The 16,437-nt window shown below is 45.6% G+C and carries 12 protein-coding genes and 1 pseudogene; 10 read left to right on the top strand and 3 right to left on the bottom strand.

The features are described from left to right. Positions 1 to 217 precede the first annotated feature (217 nt). Both flhC and flhD read right to left on the bottom strand, forming a co-directional pair. Positions 218 to 727, bottom strand: a pseudogene (gene flhC, locus AACQ83_RS12595) (flagellar transcriptional regulator FlhC); the annotation flags it as partial. Beyond that, complete coding sequence (flhD, locus tag AACQ83_RS12600; RefSeq protein WP_112877999.1) at positions 720 to 1,082, bottom strand: flagellar transcriptional regulator FlhD; 363 nt, start codon at positions 1,080 to 1,082, stop codon at positions 720 to 722. The pseudogene flhC and the gene flhD, both read right to left, overlap by 8 nt. 292 nt (positions 1,083 to 1,374) lie before the next feature. Here flhD and AACQ83_RS12605 point away from each other — a divergent pair, with 292 nt between their 5' ends. From AACQ83_RS12605 to AACQ83_RS12650, 10 genes are all read left to right on the top strand, one after another. After that, positions 1,375 to 1,767, top strand: a complete 393-nt coding sequence (locus AACQ83_RS12605) for a DUF4150 domain-containing protein (protein ID WP_112878000.1) — start codon at positions 1,375 to 1,377, stop codon at positions 1,765 to 1,767. A 13-nt stretch (positions 1,768 to 1,780) separates the two neighbouring features. Continuing rightward, positions 1,781 to 2,308 (top strand): type VI secretion system lipoprotein TssJ, encoded by a 528-nt coding sequence (gene tssJ / locus AACQ83_RS12610; protein ID WP_112878001.1) that lies wholly within the window; start codon positions 1,781 to 1,783, stop codon positions 2,306 to 2,308. Between the two features lie 25 nt (positions 2,309 to 2,333). Further along, positions 2,334 to 3,683, top strand: a complete 1,350-nt coding sequence (gene tssK, locus AACQ83_RS12615) for a type VI secretion system baseplate subunit TssK (protein ID WP_158537770.1) — start codon at positions 2,334 to 2,336, stop codon at positions 3,681 to 3,683. Then, positions 3,680 to 4,846, top strand: coding sequence for a type IVB secretion system protein IcmH/DotU (gene icmH, locus AACQ83_RS12620; protein WP_112878003.1), 1,167 nt, complete (start codon positions 3,680 to 3,682; stop codon positions 4,844 to 4,846). The genes tssK and icmH overlap by 4 nt, the downstream gene beginning before the upstream one ends. A gap of 16 nt (positions 4,847 to 4,862) precedes the next feature. Further along, the gene (gene tssM / locus AACQ83_RS12625; RefSeq protein ID WP_112878004.1) at positions 4,863 to 8,402 is read left to right on the top strand and encodes a type VI secretion system membrane subunit TssM; all 3,540 of its coding nucleotides are present in this window, start codon (positions 4,863 to 4,865) and stop codon (positions 8,400 to 8,402) included. A gap of 11 nt (positions 8,403 to 8,413) precedes the next feature. After that, positions 8,414 to 9,427, top strand: coding sequence for a type VI secretion system protein TssA (gene tssA, locus AACQ83_RS12630; protein ID WP_112878005.1), 1,014 nt, complete (start codon positions 8,414 to 8,416; stop codon positions 9,425 to 9,427). Between the two features lie 100 nt (positions 9,428 to 9,527). Further along, positions 9,528 to 10,085, top strand: a complete 558-nt coding sequence (gene tssB / locus AACQ83_RS12635) for a type VI secretion system contractile sheath small subunit (protein WP_112878006.1) — start codon at positions 9,528 to 9,530, stop codon at positions 10,083 to 10,085. Continuing rightward, complete coding sequence (gene tssC / locus AACQ83_RS12640) at positions 10,072 to 11,580, top strand: type VI secretion system contractile sheath large subunit (protein ID WP_112878007.1); 1,509 nt, start codon at positions 10,072 to 10,074, stop codon at positions 11,578 to 11,580. The genes tssB and tssC overlap by 14 nt, the downstream gene beginning before the upstream one ends. A gap of 31 nt (positions 11,581 to 11,611) precedes the next feature. Then, positions 11,612 to 12,133, top strand: coding sequence for an Hcp family type VI secretion system effector (locus tag AACQ83_RS12645; protein ID WP_112878008.1), 522 nt, complete (start codon positions 11,612 to 11,614; stop codon positions 12,131 to 12,133). A 139-nt stretch (positions 12,134 to 12,272) separates the two neighbouring features. Next, complete coding sequence (locus AACQ83_RS12650) at positions 12,273 to 13,259, top strand: type VI secretion system-associated FHA domain protein (protein ID WP_112878009.1); 987 nt, start codon at positions 12,273 to 12,275, stop codon at positions 13,257 to 13,259. A 524-nt stretch (positions 13,260 to 13,783) separates the two neighbouring features. On the opposite strand, the gene tssH is transcribed toward AACQ83_RS12650, so the two are convergent. Further along, the gene (tssH, locus tag AACQ83_RS12655; protein WP_112878010.1) at positions 13,784 to 16,417 is read right to left on the bottom strand and encodes a type VI secretion system ATPase TssH; all 2,634 of its coding nucleotides are present in this window, start codon (positions 16,415 to 16,417) and stop codon (positions 13,784 to 13,786) included. Between the last annotated feature and the right edge of the window lie 20 nt (positions 16,418 to 16,437).

Raw genomic sequence — 16,437 nt, forward strand, 5'->3', positions numbered from 1 at the left:
CGACATCGCAGAAGAGTTCAACTAGTTTATCCATGCCTGTTCCTAATAAGATCGTTTTTTTCTTGGTCGAAAATTTTGATCTTGGAACAGGCACTTAGTTCCATTTTTTTATCCAGAGTTCAGGTTAATTATCCTGAAATACCGACCTCTGTCAGATTTACATAAGCAAAAAATTGCGACTGGATTAAACACCTAGCAGACTAAGGGGAAAAGTAACTCTCTTTACTGCACGTGATGGCGGCTGACAAAGGCTACAAATAAAGCTATTCACCGGTTGATAAGCATGAGTAATAAACGTTCCACCACAAGTACGACATGGTGAAGGTTGCAACATACCACTGTCTATAAAACGTACCAGAGTCCAGGCACGAGTCAGCGCTAGAATCGGCTCATTTCCCTCAACAGGAGAACACTGTTCAAGGTAGAGTCGATAAGCTTTAATCACAGCCCCTACACCTTCACAATAACCCCCTTTAAGTAAGAAACGATAGGCATTGTAAAACATGGATGAATGAATATTCTGTTCCCAGATCATAAACCAATCGGTTGAAAACGGGAGCATTCCCTTAGGCGGTGGGCTTCCTCTCAACTCTTTATAAAGCTTAATTAATCGTCCTCTGCTCAGCTTCGTTTCACTTTCCAGCATTTGTAACCGTGCGCCTAAAGTGATCAGTTCCGCCGCTAGCTGTATATCCTTAATCTCTTGAACGATACTTTTCTCAACCATCTCTCAATACTCTTTTCTTCACTGAAATATCATCTTTCGAAGATAACTGTTGAAACAGATGAGTCGATAACAAAATCCCTGTATGTGTTTTTTGTAAATCATCTATCCGAGATTTCTTGGTAAGTTGCTGAATAGTTTTACTGTTTTCGAACCGTAAATGACAAATTAATTGATTCGTCTCAGCAAGTTTGACCAACTGAGGTAATGTCAATTTAGATAACGTATCAGCCATAGAATCGCTAATACCTAAACGGAACATCGCTGATGCTTTTTCATGGTTAATTAACCGCTGAGCTAATAGCAGATACGATAAATTTATGTCATAAATATGTTTGAGCAATTCAACTGTATTCATTATCCCATCCGATTACATTAATGTTCTTAAGTATTTTTTATTATAAAGAAATCCCGGCATTGCCATTTCATACATTAATGACTAATGTTATTCCCTACTGTTTATAAGATTTTCCTAGAATACTCTTTCAGTTAGGATCAGACAAAACCCTTATTTTTCAGAATAAGTTGAGAACAATATTCATATTTTAAAATCACTCCAGAAAATAAGGTTAATACCTTATTGGTTTTATTTTCTCTTTTGCTAATCTATTGGCTATAAATAGCAACACATTAATTTAATAGGTGATGATATGTTTGCGAATTGCCAACTTTTTGGTATGGATCTGGCATTTCCAGATGTCTGTATGACACCTTTGCCTGTACCCGTGCCTGTTCCATACCCTAATATGACTCTAGGTCTGATGGCGACGCCTCACACTTATAAAGTGCTGTTTATGGGAATGCCGGCACATAATATGGCAACAGTGACGAATACCAGCTTTGGCGATAACCTTGGCGTCAATCTCGGTATTATTTCCGGTACCGTAATGGGACCTTCACGCCATTTAATCGGCTCCTTTACCACTTTAATTAAAGGATTTCCCGCTACCCGCGTTACCAGCCTGAGTTTACAAAATAGTACCAATATGATCGGCATGCGTTTAATTCCCAGCCAGCTTAAGGTACTGCTGTTGGGTCTGTAATGGAGGGATTTCTATGCTATTTTTACCTCACTATAAACGTCACTCTTTTTCCTCTTTTATCCTGTTGAGCATACTGCTGACTGTGAGCTGTTCTACAAATAAAGTGGAAAAAAATATTTTGTATACCATTAAATTTCAGGCGCAAGGTGATATTAACCATCATGCGCCGCTAAAATTAAATATATTGTTATTAAATGATCCAGATAAATTTAATCAGGCAGATATCGGGGCTTTACAAAAAAATACCCATTCCGTCTTAGCTAATACGGTGATTTATCAAAGATCAATCTTCTTGTTGCCACGAAAAGAAGAAAATAATATCAGTATTACAGTTAATGCACCGTCAACAGAAAAATATATTGCTATCTGGGCAGAATATCAAAATATTACCGATAAACAATGGCGGCTCACTATTCCCTTATCATCGTTTCCAACCGCCTCTTATTTATCGGTTTTGAATCCTTTTTCATCCTCTGAGCCTTATCAGTTGATTACTGTTACTTCACACGGATTACAGATTGCATCTGCATCCGATAAATAAATCACACATGCTCAGGAGATCACCCATGAAAAATGCACATAAAGTTCTCTGGATGGAAGGCATGTTTTTACGCCCCCACCATTTTCAACAAGCAGATGAATATGTAGATGCACGCCTGCGTCAATGGGGAGCTCTACAACGAGCCTACAATTGGGGATTTTCATCATTAAAACTCGATGAAAGCCAACTTGCTTTGGGAAAAATCTCACTGCTGGCAGCCAGTGGTATTATGCCTGACGGTACCACCTTTGAATTTACTGAAACCGATGAAGCACCACCCACGTTAGAAATCAGCCCTTCATTGCGTTCGCAAATTATCACCCTAGCTATACCGGCATATTTGGCCGGACGCGAATCCGTTAGTTTCTATGATGCTCCCGACTCTCTGGCACGTTATCAAGCTTTCGAAAAAGAGGTCAACGACGTCAATGCGTTAACACTCGGTAGTACTACCCTACATTGCGGCAGATTACGCCTGCGCCTGCTGCCAAAAAATGAACTGAATGGTGAGTGGATTGCTATGGGTGTACTGCGGGTTTTAGAAAAAAATCAGGATGGTGTCGTCATTCTGGATACTGGGTACATTCCGCCGTTGCTTAATTGTTGGGCAAATTCATTATTACAGCGCATGACGAGTGATCTTTATGGCCTGTTACTGCAACGCTGCCAACAACTTAGCCGTCATCTGCAATACAACGGCTCCAGTACCCGCGATTTGTTACAACAAGCACTGTTAAACCGTTTCTGTGCTCAACTTCAACACATCATGCATCTGCCTCAACAAGCACCGGAAACGCTTTTTCTCATTTGGATCAGCTACGCACTGGAAATGAGCTCATTTCAGGTGCCCTATACGCTGGAAGGCGAGTTACCCCGCTACAACCATCAGGATATTGGCGGCTGCTTCACCCATCTCCTGACATTACTGCAACGCAATCTGTCCATCGTGCTGGAAGAATATGTTGTTTCACTGCCCCTAACTAAACGTCTGCCAGGATTGAATGTAGCGTCACTACCGGAACAGATGAATCTGAGTGATTATCACTTCATCTTAGCCGTAAAGTCAGAAATAGAACATAACGCTTTTATGGCTCACTTTCCGGCCCAAATCAAAATCGCCCCCGCTGACCACATACGCGATCTCGTACGTTTGCAATTGCCCGGTATCGCTCTGCACCACCTGGCACAGATCCCCAGGCAACTTCCCTATCAGAATGGGTTCTGCTACTTCAAATTGGCGCTTGATGGAGAGACTGAGCAGTCGTTAAGAAAATCCGGTGTGTTCGCCTTCTACGTTGCTGGCGAGTTTCCTGGTCTAAAAATGGCATTTTGGGCACTTAAACGCCTGTCTGATGATGAGGAGATAAACCGATGAATCGCAACTACTATAACCCATTGGTGCAGGCTGCTTATCCACTGTTAAATGCCATGCCACACATCCGTCACGCCGCTAAACCGGAAGATTCAGGTCAGTTACGTCAACAACTGATCGGAGAAATCTATCGCTTTGAGAAACAGTGCCAACAGGCAGGATTCAGCTATGAAACCATTCTCGGCGCCCGTTACTGCCTGTGTACTTCTCTGGATGAGGCAGTGGCACTGACCTCTTGGGGAGACAACAGTATCTGGTCAGGTAATGGCCTGTTAGTCACATTCCACAAAGAGAGCAGCGGTGGTGAAAAATTTTTCAAGTTACTGGATATGTTGCTGCAACAACCGAGTAAACATATCGATCTGCTCGAACTATTCTACTTCTGCTTACTGCTAGGATTTGGTGGACGCTATCGTCTGGTGGAAAATGGTCTCGCTCAACTGGAAACCTTAATTCAGCGCCTGGCAATACGCCTGCTTCAGGTAAGAGGGGAATATTCTGCCACCTTAAGCGTAGCACCTCCTTCTCTGCCAGTTAACACAGATCAACCATCACGGCTATCCCACTTTCTATTGTTTTGCTCACTGTCCTGCGTCCTGTTGACCGGTCTACTCTACATTGGGCTGAATACCCGGCTTAATCAACAGACAGAACCGGTGTTGACATCCATATATAACCTGCCCCTACCGGAAGCCACATTACCGGTTGAACGTTTTTCTGTTGCTCATCTACGGCAGATGTTGCAATCCATGTTGGGGCAGCAAGAGAGCACCGTCAGCCAGAACGCAGATAATGTCAGTGTTACCCTACAGGGAGGCAACCTGTTTGCTTCTGCATCAGCAACGCTGAACCCGCGTTATCTGGCACCTCTCCAGGATCTTGCCAAACAACTGAATCTGACTACCGGAAAAATTATCGTCCGCGGGCACAGTGACAACCTGCCAATTCATACACATGCCTACTCTTCTAACTATGCCCTGTCACTGGCGCGAGCAGAAACCGTAGCACAACAGCTCCGCACTGGTCTGCGGCAACCACAACGGCTACAGGTTGAAAGCGCCGGTGCACAAGCCCCTTTAGTCCCCAATACCAACGCCAAGAATCGAGCATTGAACCGTCGTATTGAAATTATTTTCAACACCACGCCAGATAATTCAGATCAGTAGGCAAGAGAGAAAGAAAATGTTGAAAGCATTTATCGCCATCATCACCAATCGCCTGTTTTGGGGGGCACTCATTGTTGCCGGGCTGTGCCTGCTCATTTGGATCATGGGGCCATTTATCGCCATCGGCGATCTACATCCATTAGTCACTGAAACTCAACGCCAAATAGCAATCGCTGTACTAATTTCGCTGTGGTTGTTACTACGGCTGTTACCTTTCCTCTATCAGCTTTGGGCCAATGGTCATTTGCGCCGCCGCTTACACCATGTCAGCAATGTCACACCAACACCCCGAAGTGCTGCTCAATCCCTCGCGGATAGCTTTAAACAGGCGTCATCCTTGATTAAACACGGTCTGCGTTTAAACGGTGCCCCTCTTACCATACGTCTAGGCAAGTTCTACCTCTATCATCTGCCTTGGTATCTGGTTTTAGGTACCCAGGGATGCGGCAAAGACAAAGCTTTGCTGAACTCAGGGTTAGATTTCTACCATACAACTTATCCAAGCCAATTTGCTCTCCCTGAAACCAGTGCCGAATCACACTGCTCATGGTATTTCACTTTTCAGGGCGTCATCCTTAGCCCTGCCGGAGAATACCTAAAAGAGGGTAATCCTCTGTGGCAGACCTTACTGAAACTACTAAAACGTTATCGTCCACGCCAACCCATCAACGCGGTTATTTTGGCGATCAGCATCCAAGATCTACTACAACAGGATAATGATGCCCAATATCATCAGGCTTTATTGCTACGTAAGCGACTGATGGATTTGCGTTTACAGCTAAAAATTGACTTTCCTGTCTACGTGATGGTCACCAAAACCGATCTGCTACCGGGGTTTAACAGTTATTTTAGCCGTTTTTATGGCGAAGCGTTGGATCAGGTCTGGGGCTTTACGTTCCCTTGGCAACAAGAACGGCATTCCCATGCTGATTTACAACAGATGCTGGATGAACAATATAATCACCTGCAACAGCGTCTGGATGCTGCACTGGCAGATACCTTACTGGCCCAACAAGATATCGTGCAGCGGGAACAGAGTTTCGCCTTCCCACAAGCATTTGAGAACCTTCGTCCGGTATTGATACGTTATCTCAATATTATTTTCACCTCTTCCGGCTTTGATCGCCCGTGGTTACCACATGGTCTCTATTTCACCAGCGCCAATCAAAAACAGGGGGAATCATGGCACAACGGTGCTACACAGCATAACCTGCCTGATTACCGTTATACATTTTCTTCGGCAAACACCGACGATAACAGAACAACTGCCCGCAGCTACTTCCTGAGACAGCTATTTCAAAAAATTATTTTGGCTGAAAGCGGATTAGCCAGCACCAACCGCCTGTATGAATTACGCCGACGCTTTTTCCTATTGGTAGGATGTAGCTTATTACTCTCTTTCATGGCGGGGATCTGCGTACTATTATTGACCAGTTACCACAATAACCACAGCTATCTGGCACAAATTACAACCCGACTGCCAATGCTGGAACAGCAGGGTCAGGCGCTGAGCCAATCATCAACTCGTGATCTGCCACACTTGCTCCAATATCTGACACAGCTACAGTCATTCACCACAAACCATCAAATTGATTCGGACTACCCTCCACTTGCTTATGGTATGGGGCTGTATCGAGGCCCTCAACTGAACAGTGCAAATTATTCGATTTATCAACATGCGTTAAAGAATTTATTACTGCCACTGGTAACACAGCAGGTTGAAAGTATTTTGCGTCAGCAAGCCGATGGCGATAACAGCGAATCAACCTATGAGGCCCTGAAAGCCTATCAGATGCTATTTCAGCCCCAGCATTACGATGGCAAATTCCTTACCGCTTGGCTGATGCTGAATCTGTCTCATATTCCCGGTGGTGACAAGCTAAACGAGGCACAACGCAAGATATTCCAACAGCATCTTTATCAACTACTGAATCAAAATCAGCCTTCTTGGTCCCCGCACAAAGATCAGCAACTGATACAGGAAGCGATAAAAAATATCATGCGCTCCACGTTTTCCCAACGGGTGTATACCAGCATCAAAAAAAGAGTACTGAATAACGGACGTTTCAAATCTGTCAATCTGATTGATCTCGCGGGCCCTCAGACTGAACTGGTATTGAAACGAAACAGCGGTCTGCCCGATACGACAGCCATCCCCGGTTTCTTTACGCCAGATGGATACTGGCACGGTCTGGTTGCACAGCTAGATGATACGGTAAAAACAGTGCACGACACTGACTGTTGGGTCCTCAATATGCCATCACAATCAGAAGATAATACTGCTGACCAAGTGCGCCAACTTTATATGAACGATTTTATATTGGAATGGGATACCTTTCTCAATGATATCGCCCTAATCCCGGCCAATAGCTTCAACCAGCGTATTAATAATGTACGGATTCTCTCCGGCACCCATTCTCCCTTACGCAATCTGCTGATTAACATCAGCCACATCATTGCACTCTCCTCACCGGAAGATAACGATAAACTCACGCAACTAGGCCAGCGATTGAATGATGAAACCAGCCGAAAACTGCAAAATCTGTTTCCGGCTGCCAGCATTCCCTCTACATTACCTGCACCAGAACAGATTGTCAGAAGCCACTACCGCGATCTACTCGATCTGGCTCGCTCGCAGGGAGATAACAGCAATACTATTACCTTCGATGATACGTTCAAAAAATTGGGCGATCTCTATCGCTACCTTACCGCTTTACAGGAAAGTGGCGAAACCACAACAGCATCCTCCGACACGATCCTGACACAATTACAAGCTGACGCAGGCCGACTACCAGCACCGTTCCGCAACATGGTCATGGACATGACCCAGAGCGCCAAAGGTGACACACAGCAACAGGCTGTTTCACGCATACATCAACTCGCCAGCGCTCAACTTAGTGACTTCTGTCGCGGAGCCATTGCCGGACGTTATCCCTTATCACGTCACAGCAAACGCGATATTACCCTTGATGACATGGCGCATATGTTTGCACCAAATCAGGGGCTGATGGATCGCTTTTTTAATCAGTATTTGGTGGATAAGGTCAACACTCAAAGTGATAAATGGCACTTTTTCCCTTGGGTATTAGGCAGTACTAAACCCGAAGATCAGACATTGCTAAAAACATTCCGGCAAGCGCAGTTTGTCCGTGACGCATTCTTTAGTACGGCCTCTTCGCAACCCTCTTTTTCTCTTACTTTACAACCGCTGCGAATGGACAACGATATTTTGACTTTAACGCTGACATTTAACGATCAGAGCGTCAGTTACAGCCACGGCCCACTGACCCCTTGGTACTTCACTTGGCCCGGCGGCAACAATGCTGGTAAAGCCAAACTGACCATGCTGTTGGCTAATGGCAAAACCAAGTCACTAGAAACCTCAGGACCTTGGGCATTAAACAGGCTAATTGATGCCGGAAAGCGGTTTCAGGAAGACAGCCTACATTACCGCATCACCTTTAATCTGGCAGGACACCAAGCCACGCTGATACTCATACCCGACAGCATACACAACCCATTTGTCGTACCGGAATTTACCTGTATCAAATCATAAGGAGAACCTTGATGGATATCACACCTCTGCTTAACCCGGTCAGCCAGGAACATCCCGGTGGCGAAGATCTGGAATATAGCGCTGAATTCATACATCTGATTCAATTGTCGCAGGGAAAAGCTGAACAGCAATTCGGCGACTTTATCATTCCGACACAGGAACCTGACTGGCGACAGATAGAGAAAAGCGCACTTGCTCTGCTAGTACGCAGCAAAGATCTGCACATTATTATCCTGCTCATGCAAGCCTGGTGCCGCCAATACGGCTTGGTTGGATATGCACAAGGTCTGATGTTATTGGAACAGACAGTTGCGCATTATTGGGAAACCTTGTGGCCCGCCGTAGAACAGGATGGTGAACCGGATCCACTGATGCGTATCAACGCGTTACAGGGGCTAGGTGATGGTTTTGCGTTGGCTAAACAGGTGCGCCAGTGCGAATTCGCCCGCCGGAATGGGATAACCCTCACCGTGGCAGATATCATGAAATGTCTGGATGACAGTAACACGGAAGAGAGTCCATTTCCCGGCGGGATAGATCTTCTGATTGCTGAATTACAGCAAGGTGAAGCACCGGTGATAAAGCTAATCCCACAAATAGCCGCCACCCTGCAATGCCTGATTAACACATTACGTAGCCATCTTGGTGACAGTGGCCTGCCAGATATGCGCCGTCAAATGGCAATATTTCACCATCTGGTACAGCTTCTCACCCCGCAACCCGATACTGCTCAAATTGAGGAGGATAGCCAACATCCCCTACCGGGCAATGGTAACAATACGCACCAACCAAGCCTATCCAATAGCTGGCAGCCATCCAGTATCCAGAATCGTGAACAGGCTCAACAAGCGCTGGAAGCGGTACGGCAGTACTTTCTATTACATGAATCCAGTCATCCGGCACCATTGATGATTGCACGAGTGCAACATCTCATTAACCAGGATTTTATGAACATTATGCGCAATCTTGCTCCAGAGGCTGTCGATCAACTTGAACACTTTTTGGGCTGTAAAAAGCAGACATAACGCGAGCTGAGGAGACCGCAAAATGGGGGTAATACGCTGGAAAAGCCGCTGTTACTCCGTCAATGACTCATAACTACTGATTTTGTCGATGGAGAATACTATGTCAGGATCAAACAGCGGGCAAAAATTCATCGCCCGTAATCGTGCACCACGAGTACAAATTGAATACGACGTCGAACTATACGGTGATGAACGTAAGGTTCAACTCCCTTTTGTCATGGGAGTAATGTCGGATTTAGCCGGAAAATCTGCTGATCAACTTCCTCCACTCAGTCAGCGAAAATTTCTCGACATTGATGTTGATAATTTCGATGACCGCATGAAATCACTACTCCCAAGCGTTACCTTTCCGGTGGACAACACCTTAAGCGGTGAAGGCAAAATTCAAGTCGCTCTCACTTTCAACACAATGGATGATTTTCTACCTGATGCGATAGCACGTCAGGTTGAACCACTTAATCAGCTCCTGGAAGCACGTACTCAACTGGCTAACCTACTGTCTTATATGGATGGCAAAAGCGGAGCCGAAGAGCTAATCGCGACTATCCTGCAAGATCCGGCATTACTGAAATCGCTAAGTACTGCACCGCTGAACAACACAGAATCCATAAACCCGGAAGCAAAACAAGATCAGGGAGACAGCCATGAGCCAGCCTGAAATCCACTTAGCCGGTGAAAAACCTAGCCAAATCACTCACTACAACCAGAGTGAACTTAATGCGTTACTCAGGAAAGAATTTCGCCCTAAAACGGATCAGGCACGCCTTGCCGTGGAAAACGCCGTTAAAACTCTGGCACATCAAGCACTGGAAAACAGCCTGACCTTATCGAGCGACACTTTCGGCACCATTCAGGCGCTGATTGCCGCCATTGATAACAAACTTTCGCAGCAGATCAACGAAATTCTCCATCACCCTGATTTTCAAGCACTGGAGGGTGCATGGCGTGGTCTGCTCTATTTAGTCAGTAACACGGAAACCAGCGAAATGCTGAAAATACGTGTGATGAGCGTCGAAAAGAAAGAATTAGCACGTACATTAAAACGCTATAAAGGCACCGCCTGGGATCAGAGCCCGGTTTTCAAACGGATTTATGAAGAAGAATACGGTCAATTTGGTGGCGAACCACTTGGCTGTTTGGTAGGTGATTACTATTTCGACCACAATCCACAAGACATCGAACTGTTGGGAGAGATGGCCCGTATCGCCGCTGCCGCCCACTGCCCTTTTATCAGCAGTGCTTCGCCGGGGGTGATGCAGATGGAAACCTGGCAAGAACTGGCAAACCCGCGCGATCTAAGCAAAATTTTTCTCAACACGGAATATGCTTCCTGGCGTAGTCTGCGCGAATCGGAAGATGCTCGTTACATTGGCTTGGTCATGCCACGTTTTCTGGCACGTTTACCTTACGGTATCATCACTAATCCCGTTGAAAGATTCGATTTTGAAGAAAAAACCGCAGGAGCTACCCACAGTAACTATGTCTGGAGCAATGCAGCCTATGCGATGGCGGTGAACATTAACCGTTCCTTTAAAGAATATGGCTGGTGTGCATCCATCCGAGGGGTCGAATCAGGCGGAGCAGTGGATAAACTGATCTGTCACACCTTTCCGACAGATGATGGTGGTTTGGATATCAAATGCCCAACGGAAATTGCTATCAGTGATCGCCGTGAGGCTGAGTTAGCAAAAAATGGCTTTATCCCGTTGGTTTACCGTAAAAACTCCGATTTTGCGGCATTTATCGGCGCACAATCACTGCAAAAACCTGCGGAATATATGGATGCCGACGCCACAGCAAACGCTAATCTGGCCGCTCGCTTACCTTATCTGTTTGCCTGCTGCCGATTTGCACACTATCTGAAATGTATTGTGCGTGACAAAGTGGGATCATTTCAGAGCCGCGACGACATTGAACGCTGGCTAAATAAATGGATCATCAACTATGTTGACGGTGATCCCGCCAACTCCTCACAACAGACCAAAGCGCGCAAACCACTAGCAGCGGCTGAAGTACAGGTCATCGAACAAGAAGATAACCCCGGATATTATCAAGCCAAATTCTTCCTGCGTCCCCACTATCAACTGGAGGGATTAACGGTTTCCCTGCGGCTGGTATCAAAACTGCCCTCTCTAAAACAGAGTGGTGGTTAATTCTGAAAATGACTGAATAAGGAATGTGATCATGAACAACAGCATCTATTTGGATATCAAAGATGTCTCCGGTGAATGTAAAGATAGCAATCATCCTAACGGTATTGATGTGCATACCTTTGAATGGAAACTATCACAACCAGTAGAAACCGGTAGTGGCGGTGGAGGCGGCAGCGGACGCGCCAAAGTACACTCTCTGGTGGTCTATGCCCGGATGGATAAGGCAATGCCAACGTTAATGCAGAAATTAGCACAAGGCGTTCATTTGCCCGAAGTAAAGTTAACCATGCGTAAAGCAGGAGGCGAACAACAAGAGTTCACCACGATTACGCTTGGTAGCGCATTGCTTGACAGCATTGAACTGGTTGACTTTAACCGCGATATTCCACATTTAACAGAAGGTTCAACAGCCATTATACCCGGCACTATTGGCGTGAAATACAGCTTTTCACCGAATATCGCCAAAGTGGTTTATAAAGAACAAGATAACGAAGGAAAAAGTGGTGCCGATGTAGAATTTAATTGGGATACCCAAAAGAACACCAGTAAATAAGAAAACACGCACTGATAACTAAATCAGTAAAAAATAACCTTCCGCCCGGAATACGCTATGTTCGTGTTCTTTAGGATGCTGCATCCCTTTTTCGTGGCGGAAGGGTAAATTATTACTCAATATAATAAGCAACGTTGTTATGAAAATAACCCTTATCAATCCTCCATCAGGCAATATGGCAGCCAATAGCAGTCATATTTTTTATCCTCCCGGAGGAACTATCGGCACCAGCGAAAATAATCATTTTGTGTTGCCAGATCTAAATAGTTGTATTTCGGCATTACAAGCCAGTGTACATATTTCTGCCCAAGGTGTCTGCACTATTACTAATATTGGAACGGCCTTCATGATGATTAACAATATTCCATTAGCGCGTGGAGAAATCGCATCTCTGCAAGAAAATAATAAGCTCCAAATTGGTGATTACTACCTAACTGTGAACGAAATAGAAACGGCAAAATATCATTCCGTCAAACAGGAAATAACAAAAGCCGATCTTTCTGAGGCAATATGGGATGAATTAAATACAACATTACCCGCCGAAGAAAGCCAAAAAGCGAGTGATCAACTCTCTGCGGCCAATTTTTCGTCACCAGAAACAGAGATCCTGCAAACTCTTGATCAACTCGCTACCCGCCCTATTGATCCAATAGAACTCTTTACCACTCAATGCCAACGCACCAACAGTCATGCCCTGTTTCAGCCAAACACCTACCGCTCTACCACACCGCTACAGCTATGGGAAGAGCAGATAAAACAACTCGATCCATTATGTCTATTCAAAACAGAACCCTCCGCATCTACAACCAACGACATGACCACACTACAGACATACCCCATGTCAGGCGGGCATGAACAGGCAATGAAAGAAGCGCTTTTCTATTGTCTTAACACCATAATAAATCGCTTTGATCCGTCCTACGACGAAAACAGTGTCCCGGCAGCCCACTTCTGGCCCCTGAATAACACACAACACCGTAAAGCAAGGTTATGGGATAACTTTACTGACCGCTATCAACAAACCGCCGAAGAGATACGCCAACAATCGTCAACGCTATTCAACGCTTTTTTCCTTAGCGTTTACCAACAAAAATTAAATGCTGTTTTCAACAATAGTGATGATTAATAAATACGGGTGATAACTTCGTCCCATTAATGATGCCAGCTATCATGAACAATGAAACCAATCCGTTGACAAAATCCTGTTCGAAAGGACAGGATTCCAAATTAATAATAACGCGCTCACCTCTCGGTCAACAGGTTATTATTAATAAAATTATGTATAAAAATATGCAGATCATTATGTTAAGATAACCTGCCTCATAACCTTGTCAGACCGACTTATTACAACTATTACCTTGTATCGATAAATGGTAAAAATTAATCTCACTGTTAACAAATTGAATAACACAAAATTTTTTTAAGATGTAATAGTTAATTGATGAGATTATGTGAAAACTAAAGTGTACTATTATATATTTTCCTTCTTTATATACCCGTCATCTTTCAAGTTGCCTCTTTGTTGGCTGCACTCACTCACCCCGGTCACATAGTTTGCTATGCTCCCGGGGACTCGCTCCCTTGCCGTCGCGATGTATCTTGAAATCCATTGGGTATATAGGCTTAAGTTTTTATGCACATATGGCAATCTCAACAAAAATAACACTGAAATGCCGCATTCTCCCAAGCAACTTTCAATTGAGAATAACGTTGATTCTCCATCGTTGCTGTCAGCAATTTACGACTCATCTGCGGCAATAAAATATTAGTAATAATAGAATCAACCCTGCGAGCGCCAGATTCCTGTTCCATACAACAAGCCATAATCTGTTGTGTCACTCGGCGATCAAATTGCGCTTTAATACCATAATTTTCCCACAGGCGTTGGGCTACCCGCGTCAATTGCAATTGTACAATCTTTTCCAGCATTTCATCACTCAATGACAAGAAAGGAATGACCGTCAGACGGCCAAGCAAAGCCGCAGGAAATATCCGTAGCAGCGGTTGACGTAACTGCTGCGTCAACATTTCCACATCCAGCAAACCATCCTGCCGGGTACAGGCACTGATAACCTCCTGACTACCCACATTCGAGGTCAGTATGATTAACGTATTGCGGAAATCAATGCGACAACCTTCTCCATCTTCCATCCAGCCTTTATCGAACACCTGAAAAAACAGCTCATGTACATCAGGATGTGCTTTTTCCACCTCATCCAGTAACACCAAACTGTATGGATGTCGGCGAACAGCCTCCGTCAGCACGCCACCTTCACCATAACCGACATATCCCGGCGGCGCCCCTTTCAACGTTGATACACTGTGTGGCTCCTGAAACTCACTCATGTTGATAGTGATCAGATTCTGCTCACCACCATACAGATTTTCAGCCAATGCCAACGCTGTTTCGGTTTTCCCTACCCCAGAAGGGCCACATAACAGAAATACCCCCACCGGCTTATTGGGATCACCCAAGTGTGCACGTGCCGTACGTACCCGTTCACTGATGATACTTAACGCATGTTGCTGGCCAATAACCCGTTGTTCCAAGCTATGTTCCAAATTCTGGACAATACTGATCTCATTTTTCACCATCCGGCCAAGAGGAATTCCAGTCCAATCCGCAACCACGGCTGCAACACTGTGGGCATCCACTGCAACCGTAATTAATGGCTGTTCCCCCTGCAATAAACTCAATTGTTGTCGGCAATCTTGTAATTGTGTTTGCCAAGCCAAACGCTGCGCATCATCTGCCGATACTTCATCATTAGCAATCAGTTGCTGGCGTAAGCTGATAATCTGCTGAGCCAGCCGCATTTCATCCTGCCAACGCTGCGCGATTTGCTGCTCCTCTGCCTGCAATTCATGACGTTGGCCGTCAAGCTGTGCTAAACGTGCACTATGATCGCCATCACCACCCAGTTGCTGTTCGCGGCAAACAATCTCATATTCAATCTGAAGTGCATCAAGCTGACGGCGGTAATCTTCCAATACTGCCGGCGGGCTGTGCTGACTGACCGCTACCCGTGCGCAAGTGGTGTCAAGCAGGGCTATTGCTTTATCGGGCAACTGGCGAGCCGGAATATAACGATGAGAGAACGATACCGCGGCTTCTAACGCTTCATCCAGCAATAACACGCCATGATGTCGTTCTAATTGTCTGGACAGGCTACGTACCATCTGTAAAGCTAATGCTTCGTCCGGCTGTGCAACCTGCAACACCTGAAAACGTCGCGTCAACGCCGGATCTTTTTCAATGTGCTTTTTGTATTCTGCCCAAGTGGTCGCCCCAATAGTGCGCAACTGCCCACGCGCCAGAGCCGGTTTCAACAGGTTTGCCGCGTCACCTATCCCTTGCCCGCCACCGGCGCCAATCAACATGTGAATCTCGTCAATAAATAGAATAATGGGCACTGGGCTTTGTTGAACCTCGTTAATCACCGCCTGCAAACGTGCTTCAAATTCTCCCTTCAGGCCCGCCCCTGCTTCTAAACGGCCAATATCCAATGACCAAAGCTGAACATGGCACAATGACGGTGGTAAATCACCCGATGCAATCCGTAGCGCCAACCCTTCTACCAGCGCCGTTTTACCCACCCCTGCCTCACCGGTAATCAACGGATTGTTTTGCCGACGGCGTAACAGAATATCAATCAGTTGGCGGATCTCTTTATCCCGCCCGACAACCGGATCAATTTGTCCAGCACGCGCCAATGCAGTCATATCCTGTGCATAACATTGCAGCGCACTGTCGGATGCCAACTGCTCTCCCCCACTCTCTGCCGCCACTGTTTTCAGTAGGCTATTTTCCGTACTGCCGCACAGAATACGGGTAAAATCCTGTGCCAGACTCTCCGCATTAATCCGGGCAAACTGAGCAGAAATCGCCAATAGATGTTGGCGCAGATTAAAGGTGGTTAACAATGCCAGCAATAGATGCGCCCCTCGGATCTCACTTGCCGCAAAAGTCACAGAACTACATACCCAAGCCTGTTCCACTGCTTCATCAATATGGGTAGAGAGATCGGAAATCGAGCTGGCTCCACGCGGTAATGAATCCAGCGTTTGTACAATGTCCAGCGCCATTTGCTGTTTATCCAGCGCAAAATAACCCATGATCTGTTGCAGATCACCCGCTGCCTGCTGCATCAGTTGATGCAACCAGTGCGCCAGTTCCACATAAGGATTGCCCCGCAATTTACAAAACGTGCTGGCGCTGTCCAAAGCTCGAAATAACGGCGCATTCAGTTTATTAAACAGTGATTGGCGATTGATATCCAACATAACATCCTCGTCCATATTGG

It is taken from the genome of Photorhabdus sp. S10-54, assembly GCF_963878145.1.
GTDB lineage: Bacteria > Pseudomonadota > Gammaproteobacteria > Enterobacterales > Enterobacteriaceae > Photorhabdus > Photorhabdus kayaii.

What these genes read in the sequence shown, in the direction of transcription:
- flhD (WP_112877999.1), bottom strand. Translation starts at nt 1,082, where the DNA reads ATGAATACAGTTGAATTGCTCAAACATATTTATGACATAAATTTATCG.
- AACQ83_RS12605 (WP_112878000.1), top strand. Translation starts at nt 1,375, where the DNA reads ATGTTTGCGAATTGCCAACTTTTTGGTATGGATCTGGCATTTCCAGAT.
- tssJ (WP_112878001.1), top strand. Translation starts at nt 1,781, where the DNA reads ATGCTATTTTTACCTCACTATAAACGTCACTCTTTTTCCTCTTTTATC.
- tssK (WP_158537770.1), top strand. Translation starts at nt 2,334, where the DNA reads ATGAAAAATGCACATAAAGTTCTCTGGATGGAAGGCATGTTTTTACGC.
- icmH (WP_112878003.1), top strand. Translation starts at nt 3,680, where the DNA reads ATGAATCGCAACTACTATAACCCATTGGTGCAGGCTGCTTATCCACTG.
- tssM (WP_112878004.1), top strand. Translation starts at nt 4,863, where the DNA reads ATGTTGAAAGCATTTATCGCCATCATCACCAATCGCCTGTTTTGGGGG.
- tssA (WP_112878005.1), top strand. Translation starts at nt 8,414, where the DNA reads ATGGATATCACACCTCTGCTTAACCCGGTCAGCCAGGAACATCCCGGT.
- tssB (WP_112878006.1), top strand. Translation starts at nt 9,528, where the DNA reads ATGTCAGGATCAAACAGCGGGCAAAAATTCATCGCCCGTAATCGTGCA.
- tssC (WP_112878007.1), top strand. Translation starts at nt 10,072, where the DNA reads ATGAGCCAGCCTGAAATCCACTTAGCCGGTGAAAAACCTAGCCAAATC.
- AACQ83_RS12645 (WP_112878008.1), top strand. Translation starts at nt 11,612, where the DNA reads ATGAACAACAGCATCTATTTGGATATCAAAGATGTCTCCGGTGAATGT.
- AACQ83_RS12650 (WP_112878009.1), top strand. Translation starts at nt 12,273, where the DNA reads ATGAAAATAACCCTTATCAATCCTCCATCAGGCAATATGGCAGCCAAT.
- tssH (WP_112878010.1), bottom strand. Translation starts at nt 16,417, where the DNA reads ATGTTGGATATCAATCGCCAATCACTGTTTAATAAACTGAATGCGCCG.